Raw genomic sequence first — 17,818 nt, 5'->3', positions numbered from 1 at the left:
ACATGTTATTCGTCTAAACCAATTGACACATATTTTGTTTCTAAATAAGGCTCGATGCCTTCGATGCCGCCTTCACGGCCAATACCGCTCTCTTTCATACCGCCGAAAGGTGCCTGCACAGCGGATGGTCCCCCGTCATTCCAGCCAATAATCCCGTAATCTAGATTCTCAGATATATAGAGACCATTGCGGTAATTCTCTGTAAAGAAATAAGCCGCAAGTCCAAAAGGTGTATCATTTGCTAATTCAATGGCTTCATCTAAAGTGCTAAATGTCGTAATTGGTGCAACTGGACCAAACGTCTCTTCATGCATAATGTTCATGGAAGGGTCGACATGAGTTAGCACCGTCGGCTGAACAAAATAATACGACTTCTCATCGTCAAAATGTGTATCGCCGCCGACAAGAACTTTCGCCCCTTTATCCACAGCATCTTGAATTTGGTCGACAATTTTATTAAAACCTCGCTTATTAATAATCGGTCCGATGGACGTTCCTTCCTCAAACCCATTTCCTACTTTCAGCTTTTCCACTTCTTTGCTAAAGCTTTGCGCAAATGCTTCATGAATTTCTTCATGGACGATTAAGCGATTGGCACAAACACACGTCTGACCTGCATTACGGAATTTAGATGCCACTGCTTGTTTCACAGCCAATTCAAGGTTGGCGTCCTTATCTACGATCAGCGGGGCATGACCGCCAAGTTCCATAGAAACGTGTTTAACCGTGCTCGCACTGTTTTTGATGAGATGTTTTCCAACTGGTGTTGAGCCAGTAAATGTGATCTTGCGGATCAATGGACTATCTGTGAAGATTTCCCCCACTTCTTTTCCATCTCCAATCACCCATTGCAAGGCATCCTCTGGAATTCCGGCTTCATGGCCTAATTTCACAAGCTCAATGGCCGTAAGCGGCGTGTCTTCAGCAGGTTTCACGATAAACGTACAGCCCGCCGCAAGCGCTGGTGCCGCCTTCCTTGTAATCATCGCCGCAGGGAAATTCCACGGTGTAATGGCCGCAACAGGACCGACTGGCTGCTTTGTGACAAATAGGCGTTTGTTTGTCGTATGAGACGGGATCGTTCTGCCGTAAATCCGCTTTGCTTCCTCTGCGTACCACTCAATATATCCAGCGGCATAGACGATTTCCCCTAATGCTTCTTGATACGGCTTCCCGTTTTCTTCTGTGATGATTTTTGCAAGTCTTTCTTTATGCTCGATCATGAGATCAAACCACTTGCGAATGATATTTGCACGTTCATGGGCTGACGTTTTTGCCCATGTTTTGAATGCTTTGTGTGAGCGAGTGATCGCATCTTCAATCTGTTCTTTTGTATGCTGAGCAACTGAGGCAATTTCTTCTCCGGTTGCAGGATTATACACTTTGAGTTCGTTTGTCATGCTCTACCTTCTCCTTCGTTCTTGGATTCATTACATATAGTATATACCCAATGAGTGCCCAACCTAAAAGCAATATCCATTCAGCTGGCCATGATAAGGAAGCCGGCATCCCTGGAAAATAAAATGAAAGAAAAAGGAAACTAAGGCCAATGGCTAAAACGCCGGTCGTCCGCCAATATTTAATGCGGTATGGACGCTCAAGCTCAGGTTCTGTCTTGCGAAGTTTCATAAAGGCAATGGACACAATCAAATACCCAACGATGATGCCCACACCGCCTGCATTGACAATCCACACGAGGGCAGGGCGGCCAAGTAATGGTGCAAAAAAGGCCAATGCACCTAAGAACAAAATGGCATTTGTCGGTGTTTTATACTTCGGATGAATATACGCAAACCATTTGGAAATCATGCCTCTTTCCGCCATTGCGTATAGGATACGGCTTGCACCAATGATAAATGCATTCCAGCTCGTCACAATGCCTGCTACACCACCAATGACAAGCACAGTCCCAAACGCCTGATGACCAAGAAGCTGTACCATGGCATCTGCTGTTGCTAGTGATGAAGCCTCAAGCTGACCTTTTGACAACCCTGCCGCTACTCCAAAGACAATGAGCAGATAAAATACAACCGCACTCACAATGGAGATAATCAAAATTCTCCCGATGATCTTCTTCGGTGCGTTAATCTCCGCCGCTACCTGCGGGATGACATCAAACCCAACGAATAAAAAGGGAATCATCACTAACACAGCCATCAGACCGCCAACCCCGCCTTGAAACATCGGCTCAAGGTTTGCAAAATCTCCATTAAATGTAGCTCCGCCTAATAGAAGAAAACCTGTCAGGATAATGGCCACTGTGAACACCGATTGAAAAATAGCAGCAGGCTTTGCGCCAATGTAGTTGAGAGCTGTTAAAAACAACGCACCGCCAGATCCAATCAATACCCATGTAAAGTAAACATCCCATCCTCCTATATTCCATAGGAAACCAACATGCTGTGTTGGAATGACATAGTCAATGACTGTCGGAAGTGCGACAGCTTCAAACGTAATCACGGACACATAACCGAACAATACGCCCCATGCGGAGACAAACGCTGATTTGATCCCAAATGCCCGCTGGACAAAGACGAGTCCTCCGCCTGTTTCTGGAATCGCAGAGGAAAGCTCTGCATACGTTAGTCCAATAAAGATGACGAGAATGCCCCCTATGACAAAGGCAATCACACTTCCTAAAAATCCAGCTGTTAAAATCCAATCTCCCGAAAGTACAACCCAGCCCCAGCCAAGCATTGCACCAATGGATAAAAACAGTACGTCTGACTGCGACATGGTTTTAGCCATTTGTTGTTTTTGCATACAACCATCCCCCTTTGTTGTTTAGCGTGCTGTGAAGGCGTCTTCGATGATCCCTAGTCCTTCTTGCAGCAGCTCATCTGTGATGACAAGTGGTGTTAAAAAGCGAATAATATTCCCATTGATCCCTGCCGTTAATAAGAGTAGTCCGTGCTTGTTTGCATAGGCTGCAATCGCTGCGGCTGTCTTCTTATCTGGTGTACGCGTTTTTTGATCTTCCACAATTTCAATGGCCGCCATTGCCCCTAATCGCCGGACTTCCCCGATGAATGAGTACTTACTTCTCCACTCATTCGCTTTGTCCTCAATGACTTGTCCAATGTGTTCAGATCGTTCATTCAGTTGTTCTGTTTCAATAATATCTAGTACAGCCAAAGCTGCAACACAGCCTAATGGACTGCCAGCATACGTTCCCCCTAGCTCCCCTGGGTCCGCTGCATCCAGTAATTCTTTTCTGCCAACGACACCGCTCAGCGGCAGGCCAGCTGCAAGTGATTTTGACACAGTGATTAAGTCTGGCACCACATCGAAGTGTTCAATCGCAAAGTATTTCCCTGTTCTTGCGAATCCTGTTTGGATCTCATCTGCCACGAATACGATCCCATGCTGCTGGCAGAATGAAGCGACGTGTTGTACAAAACGCTTCGATGGTACAATGAATCCGCCCTCCCCTTGGACTGGCTCCATGACCACACAAGCGACCGTTTCTGGTGCAACGGTTGCGACAAAGAATTGATTGAACTGATCAATGATGTATTCGTCGTAGGCTGCATCGCTTAATCCTTCAGGTTTTTGATAGTAATAAGGATACGGCGCTTGATAGACCTCTGATGCAAATGGGCCGAATCCAAATTTATAAGGCTTGACCTTGCTTGTCATGCTCATCGTCATATTCGTTCTTCCGTGGAACCCTCTTGTAAATGAGACAACCGCTTGTCTTTTCGTATATTTACGGGCAATTTTCACTGCATTTTCAACTGCTTCTGCACCTGAATTTAAGAAAATGGCTTTTTTGTCGTGGTCGCCTGGTGTGAGGTGGCATAGCTTTTCTGCTAATTCGATATAGGATTCGTACATCATGACATTAAATCCTGGGTGAATCAGGCTGTCTGCCTGCGCTTTGACTGCTTCCACAACCTTTGGATGGGAGTGTCCTACATTTAATGTACCGATGGCCCCTGCAAAATCGATAAAACGATTGCCGTCGATATCGAAAAGCTCGGCTCCCTTCCCTTTCGCTGCAAGATGACGGTTGCCATTACTTACGCCTCTTGCGACGTATTGATCTCTTTTCCCCTGCCATTCCTCTGTTGAAAAACGGTTTGTTGTCGTTTGACTCATTGTCATCCATCCCCTTTATGTCTTTTTTATTATTCTGAATATTTTTTGGTATGATAGAAAGTACCAATATCATTTTTTTCATGGTATCAGAGAGGATGACATGGCGAGATGCTGACAATTCAACTAGATCAATCAGGGGAAAACGGATTTATTTATCATCAAATTTATACAAAAATTAAAGAGGAAATTTTAAACCGCAACCTGCAGCCGCACGATCAATTACCGTCTAAACGAGAGTTAGCCGATACCTTAAATGTCAGCGTCAATTCAGTGAATGGCGCCTATCAACAACTGCTTGCCGAAGGATATTTATATTCAGTTGAACGGAAAGGTTTTTTTGTGGAATCACTTGAAACATTTCATGAATCAGGTCAACTGAAACCCTCTTCCCTTCCAGCGGATTTAAAAGAGAATTCGATTGAGCGAAATGACTGGTATTCCTTTTCACATATTTCTGTTGATACAGCCAATTTTCCTTTTAAAAGTTGGCTGAAAAGTGAACAAAAAGCGATTCATCTCCACCAAGAAGCCTTTGGTGAGCTGCCGCACCCACAAGGCGTCTATGAGCTGCGGGAAACGATTGCCCGGCTAATTGGACTTGCACGAGGGGTCAAATGCTACCCTGAGCAGCTCATTTTAAGTGCGGGTACACAGTCGCTCATTCATTCGTTATCAAGCATTCTTCCAGCTGATCAAATATACGGATTAGAAAACCCCGGCTACCGCAGACTGTATCAAATGCTGAAAAACAATCATCACCGCATTGAAACGATTGGCATTGATCGAAAAGGGGTGCGGATGAGCGACATTCACAAAAAAAAGCCGAATGTCTTGATCATTACACCTTCTCATCAGTTTCCAACAGGTGTGATCATGCCAATTTCCCGGCGGATACAACTGTTAAACTGGGCAGCTGATCAGCCAGACCGCTATATCATTGAGGACGATTATGACAGTGAATTTAAGTACGGCACAGACAGCATACCGGCGCTACAAAGCCTTGATCGATATGACAAAGTCATTTATATGGGGACCTTTTCGAAATCATTGCTGCCCGGCTTAAGGATAAGCTACATGGTGCTGCCACAGCATTTATTAAGACGCTATAAGGAAGAACAGCACTTTTTCATCCAAACGGCCAACCTTTTTACACAATACACCCTTCTTTATTTTATAAAAGATGGCGCCTATCAGCGGCATATTAAAAGAATGAATGGGCTATATGAGGAAAAACGAAAACAGCTCATTGGGGAGCTCGAAACTGTCTTTCGTGACAACGTACGGATTATCGGGGAAAATGCAGGGCTGCATTTTATTGCAGAATTCCGCTCAGATCGGACGCAGCATGAGATTTTACAGCGTGCCAAAGACCGAAAGCTGAAAATGTATGGGATGGACCGTTTTACCCTTGATGAGCATGTGCCTGGTCACAAAGAAGGCTTTGTCCCGCTTGTCCTCGGTTTCTCTCATATGCGGCCAGAGGATATTAAGCCAGCGGTGAAACGTCTGTATGACTCGATTTATGGGAAATAAAACAGCTCATGTAGATGAATCGTGGCACTCCTTTGACGGAACTATACCCATAGAGGAGTGTTACGATCACATTCTTTCATAAACGTAATAGTTGATGTGAATATTTTTTTCTAGCAATTTCACGAGTGTTTGAAGGCTTTTTAAGTTTGTTGGCAGTAACGCAATACCATCTCCCTGTTCAACAATTTTGATCATTCCTTCAAACGAATCTAACTCAAATAGGGTTCGATCACCCAGCATACGCGTGGCCTCATGTCTTAATGGGCAAAGCTGATCACGATTCACGACCAATGAAATATCATCATCGTATATCTCTTTGGATTTTCCATATACGTTCAATGCCAAGCTCTTTACCTCTTTTAATTGATATTCCGCTTTTTCCATTTGATTAAAAGAAATAATTTGATCATACACATCCTCTGTTAACTTTTTGTTGATCGTACTTGATGAAGCAATGATAAAATCAGTGGCTTGAATATCCTCTAAAACATGTTGCTCATATAAAACGTTAAATAGAAGTTCGGAGCATAAAACGGTCTTTTTCTTTGAAGTCAATTTTTGTTGAATGGACTTCGTTTCTTTTACGATTTTTTGAGCGTATTGATAAAATAAATCCCCCTGTCCTGTTGAACTGATTCCATGATGATGCCGGATAAAAAATGTTGAATCATATAAAGTTTCAAGCGCTTTGATTCTTTGAGAAATATTGGATTGCGCATACCCTAAAGCTTTAGCCGCTTGATTAATCGATTCTTTTTGATACACCTCTATAAAAATAATCAAATCATTTATATTCATCATGATCACCTATCACTTTTTGTGATAACAATAACACAAATATGTATTATTCAACTGGTTTGAAGTCCATTATGATGGCTATTGAAAGGGAGTGTTTCAATGCATGCCATGCAATATCATGTGGATCTGCCTGCGGATTATGATATGAATATCATTAGAAAAAGAGTACGAAACAATGGATGGAAAACAGATGGATATCAGGATTTATTATTTAAAGCTTATTTGATCACTGAAAAAGACAAACATAGGAGTTTACACAACAGCTATTGCCCATTGTATATTTGGAAACAATCTGAGGGGATGACGGATTTTGTGTTTAAGGGGTCATTTGATCATATTTTACGTTCTTTTGGCTGGAAACAAATTAATATTGGCATCACGTATTCCGTTCATTTAACAGATGATTTTCATCGTAGCACATTCGTTCTTGAAGAGTATGTGACGATTCATCCTACTGATTGCCTGGAAAACCTAGATATCTCCCATCTCTTTTCCCATTTTAACGACAATAAGGGTGAAGTCATCGTATATAACCCCGATAAATGGAAATGCGTCAAATATTCTTTTCTGGACTCATTACCAGAGAATATAGAGCAGCAGATTCACATTTATGACATTGTCCATCTGTCTATGGCTCATTCAATGGCCTAATTCCGTTTTACACGAGACGCATCACAAATCCCCAAGGTTACAATGCCTTGGGGATTTGTCATTTGTTGATGCAAGATTCTCTTACCACCGCTCCTTGTCTACAGCTAATACGGATGACAAGAGGCCTGGAAAAGCGGTATCAATGTCATCCTTTCTGAGAGAGTAGTAACGGTGCTTCCCGTCAATTCTCACTTTCACGATGCCTGCCTCTCTTAGTACTTTAAAGTGATGCGACAGCGTGGACTTGGCAATGTTCATATGATACGTACCGCATGTTCTCTCACCCGCTTCCGCTAAGCAGCGGACAATCTCCAGCCGAACAGGGTCAGCCAATGCTTGCAGCACAGAAATGAGTCTCATGTTTTCTTGGGTTGGATGGTTTGGATTATTCATACGATAAATGTATCGTATTTTGTTCTAACATACAATCTCGTTACTCGCCTATGACAAAAAAGACACAGGGCTAAAATCAAGTTCATTTTAGCCCTGTGTCAACAATCGGATACATGTCATTGAGACATGTATTTTTTTAAGTTCATTTTCTTGTCATGTGCCATTGGTTTTGTTATCATAGCAAAAGTGACCACTCGGTTTCCATTGTGACCATATGGTTTTGCCGATTCGGAAAGGACTTATGAAGATGAACGAAAAGCAAGAAGAGATTTTGCGGGTGTCGAAGAAATTATTTTCTCAAAAAGGCTATATGAGTGTCTCCATGCAGTCAATTGCTGATGCCTGTAAAATATCAAAAGCGTCTATTTATAAACTGTTTGATTCAAAGGAAGCTCTTCTATTGGAACTGATTAAATACAATCAGCGCAAAATGAGAGAGATTTCTCAGATCATTCATTCCGAAACGACGCTGTCCAAAAAGGAAAAATTCACAAAAAAGATTAAGCTTGAGCTTGAAGAGTTTAAAGAGAATCATAAATTTTTGAATATGCTGTCCTTTGAAGCTTTTTCACAGCATTCGCCCATCGTCATTAAGCATTTACGTGAGACACGCTCCATTATCATGCAGCGGCACAGAGACATGATTTTAAGCACATATGGTGAATCTGTTGCGCCTTATGTGTGGGATCTTGTGATTGTCCTCAACGGATTAATGAGAGAATTCATCTTGATGTTGGCGATTGAGCACAAGAACATCCAATTAGAAAATGCCGCCGAAATGATCATCGGTGTAATGGACCGTGTATCAATAAAGCCTTGCTCCATTAAGCCTGTGCTAACAGATCAGCTGATGGACTCTTATTTGCTTTCCACACAGGAAGAATATGATGAAGAAAAGCTTGTCATCTCGTACTTAACAAAGATGAAACAAGAGCTTCACACACTCTCAAACGGAGAAGAAAAGGACGATCTCCTCTCTGCGTTTGAGCTGCTGAGTCAAGAACTGTCAAAGGACCAACCGAGAACCTTTTTAATCAGCTCATTGCTTGATTATTTAGGCAAACACAGCGTTTTATCACAAAACGTGTCACAGCTGAAAAGCATTATTTTATAGATAAAGAAGGGATAATATGAACCAATCAACAACATCGTATAACCGGTCTGTGATTGTTGGGATTTTCCTCGTTGGGGCGTTCGTTGCAATCTTAAACCAAACGCTTCTCATTCCAGCGATCCCACATATCATGGAAGAGTTCAATATTGATGTCAGTAAAGGCCAATGGCTGACCACAGCCTTTATGCTGACAAACGGGATTCTCATCCCAATTACGGCCTTTTTAATTGAGAAATTTTCAAGCCGTTCCTTAGTCTTAACGGCTCTCAGCATTTTTACAGCAGGTACCATTCTTGCTTCGTTCGCCACGAATTTCCCGGTGCTACTTGCAGCACGTATCGTGCAGGCAGCTGGCGCAGGGATTTTGATGCCGCTCATGCAAACGATCTTTTTAACCATTTTCCCAAAAGAAAAACGCGGGCAAGCCATGGGTATGGTCGGACTAGTGATTTCATTCGCACCGGCGCTTGGACCAACACTTGGCGGCTGGATTGTCGATTCCTTTAGCTGGAAGTTCTTATTCTATATTGTTCTACCAATCGGTATCATTGATCTCATTCTTGCTTTCTTCTTAATGAAAAATGTCACACAGCAAAGAGACACTCGTATCGATGTCTTATCGGTTATCCTGTCTTCCTTCGGATTTGGCGGACTGCTGTACGGATTTTCAAGTGTTGGAACGTATGGCTGGACGAGTGCGACCGTTCTTATTTCACTCATTGTCGGCGCTGTGAGCTTGTTCTTCTTTATCCTGCGTCAGTCGAATTTGAAAAGACCGATGCTTGAGTTTGGCGTCTTTAAGTTTGCGATCTTTAGCTTAACGACCTTCCTCGGTATGCTCGTCTTTGCTTTACTCATTGGAACAGAGACGATTCTGCCGCTCTATACGCAGAATGTCAGAGGGTTATCTGCCCTTGATACAGGGCTGATCTTATTGCCAGGGGCTCTCTTTATGGGATTCCTATCACCGATTATCGGACGAATTTTTGACAAAGTAGGCGGTAAAGGGCTGGCTCTAGGCGGGTTTACGATATTAGCTGTCACTTCCCTGCCATTTATGATGCTCAGTCTTGATTCATCGATTACCCTCATTACAGTGGCCTACACGCTTCGCTTAATCGGGGTTGGGATGATCATGATGCCGCTGACAACAGCCGGTATTAACTCTTTACCACCGCATCTGATTCCGCATGGGACAGCAATGAATAATACGATGAGACAAATGGGCGGCTCTATCGGGACGGCTGTGCTTGTCTCCATTATGAGCAGCTCTGCTGCCAATGCAGCATTATCCGATCCAATGAAGTCAGCCGTTCATGGCATGAATACGTCATTTATCGTGTCTGGTGCTATTGCGGTGATTGGACTTGTCCTCTCATTCTTCTTAAAAGAAAAACGTGAAAACAAAGTGATGAAGCAGGAGCTATCTTCTTCGTCCTCTTCTTCATAAAGATAAAGAGCTCGGCATATCGCCGGCTCTTTTTTCATATATTCACACATAACGTCCTCCCTAAAAACACATTTGTTCATATAGAGAAGAAAAACCTTGATAATTTGAAGAAAAGAGTTGATAATAGAAACTATTCAATTTGTGAGAAAATTTTTACTATAGGAGATGTATGCATTGAAGGTCGTTAAATTTGGTGGCAGTTCTCTTGCTTCTGGCAAGCAGCTGCAAAAGGTATTTGACATTGTCACAGCAGATCCAGCTCGAAAAGCAGTCGTTGTTTCCGCACCAGGAAAACGGCATTCAACGGATACGAAGGTCACCGATCTATTAATTAGCTGCGGTGAACAATATTTACGTTTAGGTGAAGCACACGATTTACAAGAAGCTGTCATCGAGCGATATGCCTCGATTGCGGATGAGCTGGGGTTAGGTGATGACATTATTGACACCATCCGGCAAGATGTAAACACGTTATTACAGGCTGATTCTTCTCATCCTGAGCGTTATCTTGATGCGATCAAAGCAAGCGGTGAAGATAATAACGCAAAGCTGATTGCAGCCTACTTTCAGCATCAAGGCGTCGAAGCGCACTATGTGAATCCAAAAGAAGCCGGTCTATTTGTCAGCGACGAGCCTGGTCAAGCGCAAGTCCTCCCAGAATCGTATGATCATTTGTACAAATTAAGAGAACGCTCTGGCATCATTGTGTTCCCTGGGTTTTTCGGTTTTAGTCTAGCGGGTGATATCGTCACTTTTTCCCGCAGTGGATCAGACATTACCGGTTCCATTTTGGCAAATGGACTGAAGGCAGATGTGTATGAAAACTTTACGGATGTGGATGCAGTCTACGCCGTCAATCCAACAATCGTTCATGAGCCAAAGGAAATCACAGAGCTGACGTATCGTGAAATGCGTGAATTGTCCTATGCGGGTTTTTCTGTATTTCATGATGAAGCACTTATTCCAGCCTTTCGGGCAGGTATTCCTGTTCAGATTAAGAACACCAATAATCCAGCGGCCAAAGGCACGAAAATTGTGAATCAACGGGATCATACGAATGGCCCTGTTGTGGGAATCGCATCAGACAATGGATTTTGCAGTATTTATATCAGTAAGTATTTGATGAACCGAGAAGTAGGCTTTGGACGTAAGGTGCTGCAAACGTTAGAGGAATATGGACTTACGTATGAACACGTGCCTTCTGGCATTGATGATATGACCATTATTTTAAGGCAGGATCAGCTGGAGGCGCAGCAGATTGAACAAGAGCTTTTAGACCGATTAAAGCTTGTACTTGATGCAGATGAAGTGGTTTTAGAGCGGAACCTCTCGCTTATTATGGTCGTAGGAGAAGCGATGCGTCATAATGTTGGTACAACAGCAAGAGCGGCAAAAGCGCTGTCAAAAGCCAAAGTGAATATTGAAATGATCAATCAAGGATCTTCAGAGGTGAGCATGATGTTTGGCGTCAAAGCAGCTCAAGAAAAAGAAGCCGTTCAAGCCTTATATGAGGAATTTTTCTCTATGTCCACGGTGCCCGTCTCCATTTAATCAGCAGACTGTCAGATCTCCGGATCGGCAGTCTTTTTGATCTCGCATGATTCGAGCTGATTTGCGCATTAAAGTATATCTATTTCTCGTTTGATTTTGTATGATAGAGACAAATCAACTATTGTTCCGGACATTGATCGGAGCTACAAGGAGTCCTAATCCATGCCTCGTCAACAACTATTAAAACAGTTTCGCAATTTTCATGATGCTTCTACAAGTATTTTAAACATGATGAGTCAATTCATTCATGTGAATACACTGTTTATTGCTAAAAATGATCAAAACACCAATCAGATTGTGAAGGTGCTAAATCACGACGAGCAGCTTCTTGAAGAAGGGGAAGAAAATCCTTACGAGAAGACATTTTGCAAGCTGGCGGTCGATCATCGCGATACGCTGTTGATCCCTGATATCCGCTTGGACGAGCGTTCAAAAAACTTAGACGTCACGAAACAGCTGCAAGGCGGATCATTTATTGGGGTTCCCATCGATTTTACTGATGGTACGAACTATGGAACCATTTGTGGACTTGATCTAAGGCCGCAGCAATTTACAGAAGAGCATGTTCATATGTTTGAAACGATGGCATCTTTGTTGAGTTACGTCTTAGAACTCGACCAGGCCAATCGGCAGATTCAGCAATTATCTGTACCGATCGTACCTGTTGTTGACGGTGTCGCTGTGCTCCCTCTTCTTGGTGATATCGAAGAGACACGTGCGCAGCATATTTTAGAAACCATTTTACAGGAAAGCTACAGGCTGTCGCTCTCTCATTTGGTCATTGATGTTTCAGGGACAAAACGACTCAATGAACAAAGCATTCAATACTTGGTCAGCTATGCGCAAACGTTAAGACTTTTAGGCATTTCAGCTGTTTTAACAGGAATTAAGCAAGACCTTGCGCTGAGTGCGATTCAATCGAATATTTCATTTAAAGACATCACCATTCGTAAGGATTTACCGCAGGCACTTGCTCATATCGGCTTAACGTTCTCCAAAACAGAATAAGTGATGATACACCAAAAAGGGCTAAACCGAGTTTAGCCCTTTTTCTTCTTTTCAGCGTGATAGAAAACCTTTGCAGTTTAGGAAAGACGAGTACCGGCGCGGAGCGAATTTCGCATTCGTGAGCACCGGCACGCAGGACTGACACCGAATGCGAGGGTTTGTCTACACGCTGAGGCTAAACGGAGTTTAGCCCTTTTCTTGTGGTAGCGGTAAACGAATAATAAATGTTGTTCCCTTATGTTTTTCGCTTTTTAAATCGATATGTCCTTCATGCAAGTCCACAAGCTGCTTGACAATAGACAAGCCAAGTCCGTATTCTCCATATGGTGTATTCGTTCTCGAAATATCCGCTTTATAAAAACGTTCCCAAATGTGTTTGACTTCTTCAGGTGCAATGCCGATTCCCGTGTCTTCTACTTCAATGATCGTTTCCCCATTCTCTTCTTTCCCTCTCAAAGAAATACGGCCGCCTTCTGTAAATTGAATGGCGTTCTTTGTGATGTTGACGAGGATTTGAATGAGCCGGTCATAATCTGCGTATACCTTTTGTTCAGGGTGAACCTCTACAATGAGCTGATTGTTTTTCTCTTCAGCCATTCGGCTCAGCTGCTCCTTAATCACTTCAAACGTATCAATGAGTGGATAGTGAAATTTTTGAAGGGTGATTTGATTCGACCTGATTTTCTCATAATCCATATTTTCATTGACGAGGCGCAGCATTCGTTTTGTCTCATCAGTGATGAGCGCATAGCATTTCTCTTTCTCTTCTGCCGGCACATCGGCAGTATTCAGCCATTCGACCAATCCTCGAATGGTCGTCAGCGGTGTTTTCAATTCGTGAGACACATCCGCAATGAATTGTCGCCTACGCTTTTCGAGCCGGTCAATTTCCTCTCTTGATCGTTGGAGGCGTTTGGCCATCATATTAAAATCCTCACTGAGTGTACCAATTTCATCAAGGTGTTTGTTTTCAAGATTGATGTTGTAATCGCCTTGAGCGATCTTCTCTGTTGCCTCTCTCAGTTTTTTGATTCGGTTCACGTGAAATTTAGACAAAAACAGACTGAGAATAAAGGTAATTGTCAGTGCCACAAACACAATGATATACAGATAACGATTCATCTGAGCAACCAGCTCTTCCGCTCCTTGGATAGGGGCAATGAGAACGACACCGCCTTTTAGCTCTCCGTCCTCCATCACAGGAAGTGCCACAAGCGATGCTTCTTGATCAAGACGGCGTGAATCACTCCGCTTGACAATGATTTGCTCTCCTTTTGAGAGCTTGGCCCATAAATCTTTTGTCAACAAAGCTTCATGCGGTGGCATCCCTTGCTGCTGAGACAAAACATCCCCTTTCTCATCAAACACGAAAAAGCGAATTTGTCTTGTCGAGAGAATATCTTCAAATGGACGCAGGCGGAAAACCATCTCGGTTTTTGGCAGCTGTTTAAAATTCTGCAAAATTTCATTCCCATAAGAACTCATTTCATCTACTCTGTTTTGATAGGCAATATCTTTTACAAAATGAGACATGAGGGTGCTGATAATAATGATGGCAATGAGCAATAACCCAAGGTGACTAATCAGCAACTGGTAAAAATATTTAATCTTCATCGAACTTATACCCTACGCCCCATACCGTATACAGAAAGGGCTTAGGCCCGTCTCCGATTTTTTGGCGCAACCGCTTAATATGAACATCAACCGTTCGTTCATCACCATAAAATTGGTATCCCCAAATTTGCTCAAGCAATTGTTCTCGTGAAAATACTTGCCGAGGATGCTGTATAAAAAAGCACAGCAAATCGTATTCCTTTGGCGTTAAATTTTCGATCCGTTTCCCCTCTAGAAACACTTCTCTCGTTTTTTTATCTAACTGAAAATGTTCGGTCTCCAGCCGTTTATCCTCTTTCGCTCCTTCTTGAGTAGATGTTGTTTGAGCAAAACGTCGTTTCACTGCTTTGATTCTTGCCATTAAGGTGAGCGGACTAAAGGGTTTTGTCACATAATCATCAGCCCCAAGATCGAAGCCCAGCACCTGATCAGATTCCGTTTCCTTTGCTGTCAGCATGATAATTGGAACATCACTGATCTGGCGGACTTTTTGACAAATGGTCAGACCATCCATTGAAGGAAGCATGACATCTAAGATGAGCAGATCCCAATCCTCCTCTTGCTTAAATCGATTCAATCCTTCTAATCCATCATGGACGAATTCCGCTTGAAATCCTTCTCGTTGAAAAAACATATCCGTCATTGTACAAACACTCTGGTTATCTTCAATCATTAATATTTTCATCATCAGCCTCCGCTGTTGCCTTTGTTTTTCTTTATGTAGCTTTATTTTACATGTTCCTTCTCAAATCTCAATTGGATTGATACGATTTCATGAACTTATCATGCTTTGGTCATCTTTTATTCATACTTTTTGATGGAGCTGGGTGTCGAGGTGAACCTCATTGATTTTTGTTATGAAAAAAAGCTCATCTTATTGATGAGCCCAAATTGTTGACAAAGGGCTAAAATGAACTTGATTTTAGCCCTTTGTCTTCTTTTCAGCGTGATAGAAAACCTTTGCAGTCTAGGAAGGACGAGTACTGGCGCGGAGCGAATTTGACATTCGTGAGCACCAGCACGCAGGACTGCGGGCGAATGCGAGGGTTTGTCTACACGCTGAGCTCATCTGATTGATGAGCCCTTTTCCTTGTCATGCCAGCAGTTGCAAGTAAGCAGCGTCATTCCCCTCTTCAACCGCCTGTAAAAGCTGCTTTGCCTGAGATGTGCTGGTGACGCTGCTTAACTTTTGTATGATGTCTTCTGTCGATAACGCACAGCCTGGTGCTCCCCGAGGGATATCGACCCGTTTGCTGATGGTGGACCCGTCAGATAAGTTGAGCTTTACAATCGTAAATCGCCCTTTTGGCACTGCGTCTGGATGGGGTTTTATCGTTTGATCATATACTCTATTTACCCGCTTCATCCATGTCCGCAGCTCTGGTGAAATGGCTTTTTTCGTAAAAGCATCCAGTGATAAAGGTTGTCCAAACACCGCTAGTGCGATGACATACTCGACACTAAATCGTCCCTCTTCTCCCGTCAAAGGTGCCCGCTCCGTGAGTGCGGCATCACCGCCAGGCGGAAACATGACGTCGACCTGTTCGATCTTCTCCTGTAAGGAATTGTATTCTTGTACTAATGACTCGATCGCATCGGCTGCATGATGTGCCGCTGAACAGAACGGATACACTTTAAACCATAGACCTGGCGACACGATACGCCACGCAGTGCCATAGTCTTCTAGCAAACGTCTTTCCGCTAGTTTCTGATCCCCATAGAGAGAAAAGAAGCCCAGCTCTCCATCCAGAAGCGATTCACTCCCGCCAAAACCTGAGCAAGCTAAATCCATGGACCATACGGCGGTTTGAGCGGCGAGGCCAGCTTGTAATGGTTTCATATCAGCCCCAAACTGCTTTCGCATTCCAGCTGATTGCGCACCTGCAAAGCCGATCGCTTTCGCCAGCTCTTTCTGTGAAACTTGTTTCAAATAACCAATCGCACAGACCGCTGCAATGGCTCCGAGAGTTCCGGTATTATGCCAGCCCCGCTCATAATGCGATTTGCCGATGGATTCACCTAGCCTTGCCATCACTTCGACGCCAGTAATGTAGGCTGCTAGAAATCGATCACCGTACGCCTCCCCGTTGGTCAGCTGGGAAAGCAAGGCCGGAATGATCACCGCACTTGGGTGTCCTCTCACATCAGAATGCACATCATCATAATCAAGGGCGTGAATCAAGTAGCCATTTAGCATGGCTGCGGATTGACGGCTGACCTTCTTCCCTTGTCCAATGACGGGAATTTGAGCCGCGCCGCCTTCTTGTTCCACCAGCGCCATGAGCTTCTGAATCCCTTCATCCTCTTTTGCAGCAAGCGCTGCTGCCGCAGCGTCTAACAGACCGTTTCGAGCCATTTGAACGGCCTGTTGATCTTGCAGCGGATCAGCAAAGAGCACTGCCTCTGCGAGCTGTTTCGTTAGTTCCATGTTCTTGACTCCAACGCCCGAACCGCAAGCTCGGAGAAGAAAGCAGCAGCGACTGGGATTGCCTCTTCATTTAACGTAAAGGCAGGATGATGCCACTCCTCGGTACCGCTCGTCCCCATCCAGACGAAAAAGCCTGGAATGCGTTCTTGGTAAAGAGCAAAGTCTTCTCCGCCTGGTGACTGCTCTGCCTCTACTACTGCGAGATCAAGCGCTCCTGCCGTTTCTTCCACAACCTTTGTCAAACGCTCGTCATTCATCACAGAAGGCAAATACGGATGCCATTTCACTTCTGCCTTTGCGCCAAACCCTTCTGCGATACCGCTCACGATTTGTTTCATGAGATCTGGAATCATCGCTCTCACTTCAGGTTCAAACGTCCGAACGGTCCCTTCCATCTCGACGCGATCAGGTATCACATTCCATGATGTGCCGCCTTGAATACGTGTGATGCTGACAACCGCATGATGCAAAGAACTAATGCGGCGGCTGACAATTTGCTGTAGGGCGCTTGTGATCTGACCGCTGATGGCAATCGGATCAATTGTGTGATTTGGAATTCCAGCATGACCACCCGTCCCTTTAATGTCAATTTCAAACCGATCGACGCTCGCCATTAATGCTTTTTCTCTTATCCCGATGGTGCCAACTGGCAGGTTAGGTTTATTGTGCATACCAAATATCGCATCCACTCCATTTAAGACGCCCGCCTCTATGACGTGTTTCGCTCCTTGCGCCACTTCCTCAGCCGGCTGGAACAAAATGCGCACTGTTCCCTTGAGCTCATGTTTCCGTTCGTTTAATAGGACGGCCGCACCAAAAATCGAAGCGGTATGGAAATCATGGCCGCATGCATGCATTTTCCCTTGTATCTTTGAAGAAAATGGTTCGCCAGATGCTTCTTCAATTGGAAGTGCGTCAATATCGGCTCTCAGAGCAATCGTTGGTCCCTCTTGTTCTCCTTTGATTTCACAAACGACCCCTGTTTGAAGATCTGGAAAATCGAGTACAGTGATCCCTTCCTCTTGTAACCAGCCTCGTAGTTTTTTTGTCGTTTCATATTCTTCAAATGCCAGCTCTGGATGCTCATGAAGCGCTCGGCGTATGTTAATTAAACGTTTGTTTAAAGCTTGATTTCCTAATGATTTCACTGATACTCACCCCTCTAAAGAGTAAAAAG

15 protein-coding genes are annotated in these 17,818 nt (G+C 43.8%); 6 read left to right on the top strand and 9 right to left on the bottom strand.

Translation table 11 applies throughout. The features are described from left to right. Nucleotides 1–5 precede the first annotated feature (5 nt). Genes ABG082_RS02155 through gabT form a run of 3 tightly spaced genes read right to left on the bottom strand, consistent with a single transcriptional unit; the run spans nt 6 to nt 4,101 of the window. The gene (locus tag ABG082_RS02155) at nt 6–1,400 is read right to left on the bottom strand and encodes an NAD-dependent succinate-semialdehyde dehydrogenase (protein ID WP_017358511.1); all 1,395 of its coding nucleotides are present in this window, start codon (nt 1,398–1,400) and stop codon (nt 6–8) included. After that, nucleotides 1,375–2,763 carry an APC family permease gene (locus tag ABG082_RS02150; RefSeq protein WP_008347228.1) on the bottom strand — a complete coding sequence of 463 codons (1,389 nt, stop codon included), beginning with the start codon at nt 2,761–2,763 and terminating at the stop codon, nt 1,375–1,377. The genes ABG082_RS02155 and ABG082_RS02150 overlap by 26 nt, the downstream gene beginning before the upstream one ends. A 21-nt stretch (nt 2,764–2,784) precedes the next feature. After that, a complete protein-coding gene (gene gabT, locus ABG082_RS02145; RefSeq protein WP_008347230.1) occupies nt 2,785–4,101 on the bottom strand; it encodes a 4-aminobutyrate--2-oxoglutarate transaminase in 1,317 nt (438 codons plus the stop codon). Between the two features lie 108 nt (nt 4,102–4,209). Here gabT and ABG082_RS02140 point away from each other — a divergent pair, with 108 nt between their 5' ends. Further along, complete coding sequence (locus ABG082_RS02140) at nt 4,210–5,634, top strand: PLP-dependent aminotransferase family protein (protein WP_317328629.1); 1,425 nt, start codon at nt 4,210–4,212, stop codon at nt 5,632–5,634. 66 nt (nt 5,635–5,700) lie between these two features. On the opposite strand, the gene ABG082_RS02135 is transcribed toward ABG082_RS02140, so the two are convergent. After that, entirely contained in the window at nt 5,701–6,432 is a 732-nt protein-coding gene (locus ABG082_RS02135; protein ID WP_317328628.1) for a LysR family transcriptional regulator, read from the bottom strand. Between the two features lie 99 nt (nt 6,433–6,531). Between ABG082_RS02135 and ABG082_RS02130 the strand changes: the two genes are divergently transcribed. Next, nucleotides 6,532–7,083, top strand: a complete 552-nt coding sequence (locus ABG082_RS02130; protein WP_342494497.1) for a DUF4865 family protein — start codon at nt 6,532–6,534, stop codon at nt 7,081–7,083. An 81-nt stretch (nt 7,084–7,164) separates the two neighbouring features. On the opposite strand, the gene ABG082_RS02125 is transcribed toward ABG082_RS02130, so the two are convergent. Further along, the gene (locus ABG082_RS02125; protein WP_007498144.1) at nt 7,165–7,476 is read right to left on the bottom strand and encodes a metalloregulator ArsR/SmtB family transcription factor; all 312 of its coding nucleotides are present in this window, start codon (nt 7,474–7,476) and stop codon (nt 7,165–7,167) included. 247 nt (nt 7,477–7,723) lie between these two features. Between ABG082_RS02125 and ABG082_RS02120 the strand changes: the two genes are divergently transcribed. From ABG082_RS02120 to ABG082_RS02105, 4 genes are all read left to right on the top strand, one after another. Then, on the top strand, nt 7,724–8,590 hold the full coding sequence (locus ABG082_RS02120; RefSeq protein WP_224562798.1) for a TetR/AcrR family transcriptional regulator: 867 nt from the start codon (nt 7,724–7,726) through the stop codon (nt 8,588–8,590). A gap of 16 nt (nt 8,591–8,606) precedes the next feature. Next, the gene (locus ABG082_RS02115; RefSeq protein ID WP_047946163.1) at nt 8,607–10,040 is read left to right on the top strand and encodes an MDR family MFS transporter; all 1,434 of its coding nucleotides are present in this window, start codon (nt 8,607–8,609) and stop codon (nt 10,038–10,040) included. 174 nt (nt 10,041–10,214) lie between these two features. Beyond that, on the top strand, nt 10,215–11,591 hold the full coding sequence (locus ABG082_RS02110; protein WP_073414896.1) for an aspartate kinase: 1,377 nt from the start codon (nt 10,215–10,217) through the stop codon (nt 11,589–11,591). 162 nt (nt 11,592–11,753) lie between these two features. Continuing rightward, entirely contained in the window at nt 11,754–12,599 is an 846-nt protein-coding gene (locus tag ABG082_RS02105; RefSeq protein ID WP_008347249.1) for a GAF domain-containing protein, read from the top strand. 186 nt (nt 12,600–12,785) lie between these two features. Here ABG082_RS02105 and ABG082_RS02100 read toward each other — a convergent pair whose 3' ends face one another. From ABG082_RS02100 to ABG082_RS02085, 4 genes are all read right to left on the bottom strand, one after another. Next, nucleotides 12,786–14,213 (bottom strand): HAMP domain-containing sensor histidine kinase, encoded by a 1,428-nt coding sequence (locus ABG082_RS02100; RefSeq protein WP_008347251.1) that lies wholly within the window; start codon nt 14,211–14,213, stop codon nt 12,786–12,788. Further along, entirely contained in the window at nt 14,203–14,898 is a 696-nt protein-coding gene (locus ABG082_RS02095) for a response regulator transcription factor (RefSeq protein ID WP_144740451.1), read from the bottom strand. Before ABG082_RS02095 ends, ABG082_RS02100 begins: the two co-directional genes overlap by 11 nt. A gap of 408 nt (nt 14,899–15,306) precedes the next feature. Beyond that, the gene (locus tag ABG082_RS02090) at nt 15,307–16,641 is read right to left on the bottom strand and encodes an MmgE/PrpD family protein (RefSeq protein ID WP_348936483.1); all 1,335 of its coding nucleotides are present in this window, start codon (nt 16,639–16,641) and stop codon (nt 15,307–15,309) included. Beyond that, nucleotides 16,632–17,789 (bottom strand): amidohydrolase, encoded by a 1,158-nt coding sequence (locus tag ABG082_RS02085; RefSeq protein WP_348936482.1) that lies wholly within the window; start codon nt 17,787–17,789, stop codon nt 16,632–16,634. Before ABG082_RS02085 ends, ABG082_RS02090 begins: the two co-directional genes overlap by 10 nt. Between the last annotated feature and the right edge of the window lie 29 nt (nt 17,790–17,818).

This window comes from Bacillus sp. BS1807G30, from assembly GCF_040047675.1.
Classification (GTDB): Bacteria; Bacillota; Bacilli; order Bacillales; family Bacillaceae; genus Bacillus; species Bacillus altitudinis.
Note: the sequence above shows the minus strand (reverse complement) of the source record. Positions and strands in the feature narration are given on the sequence as shown.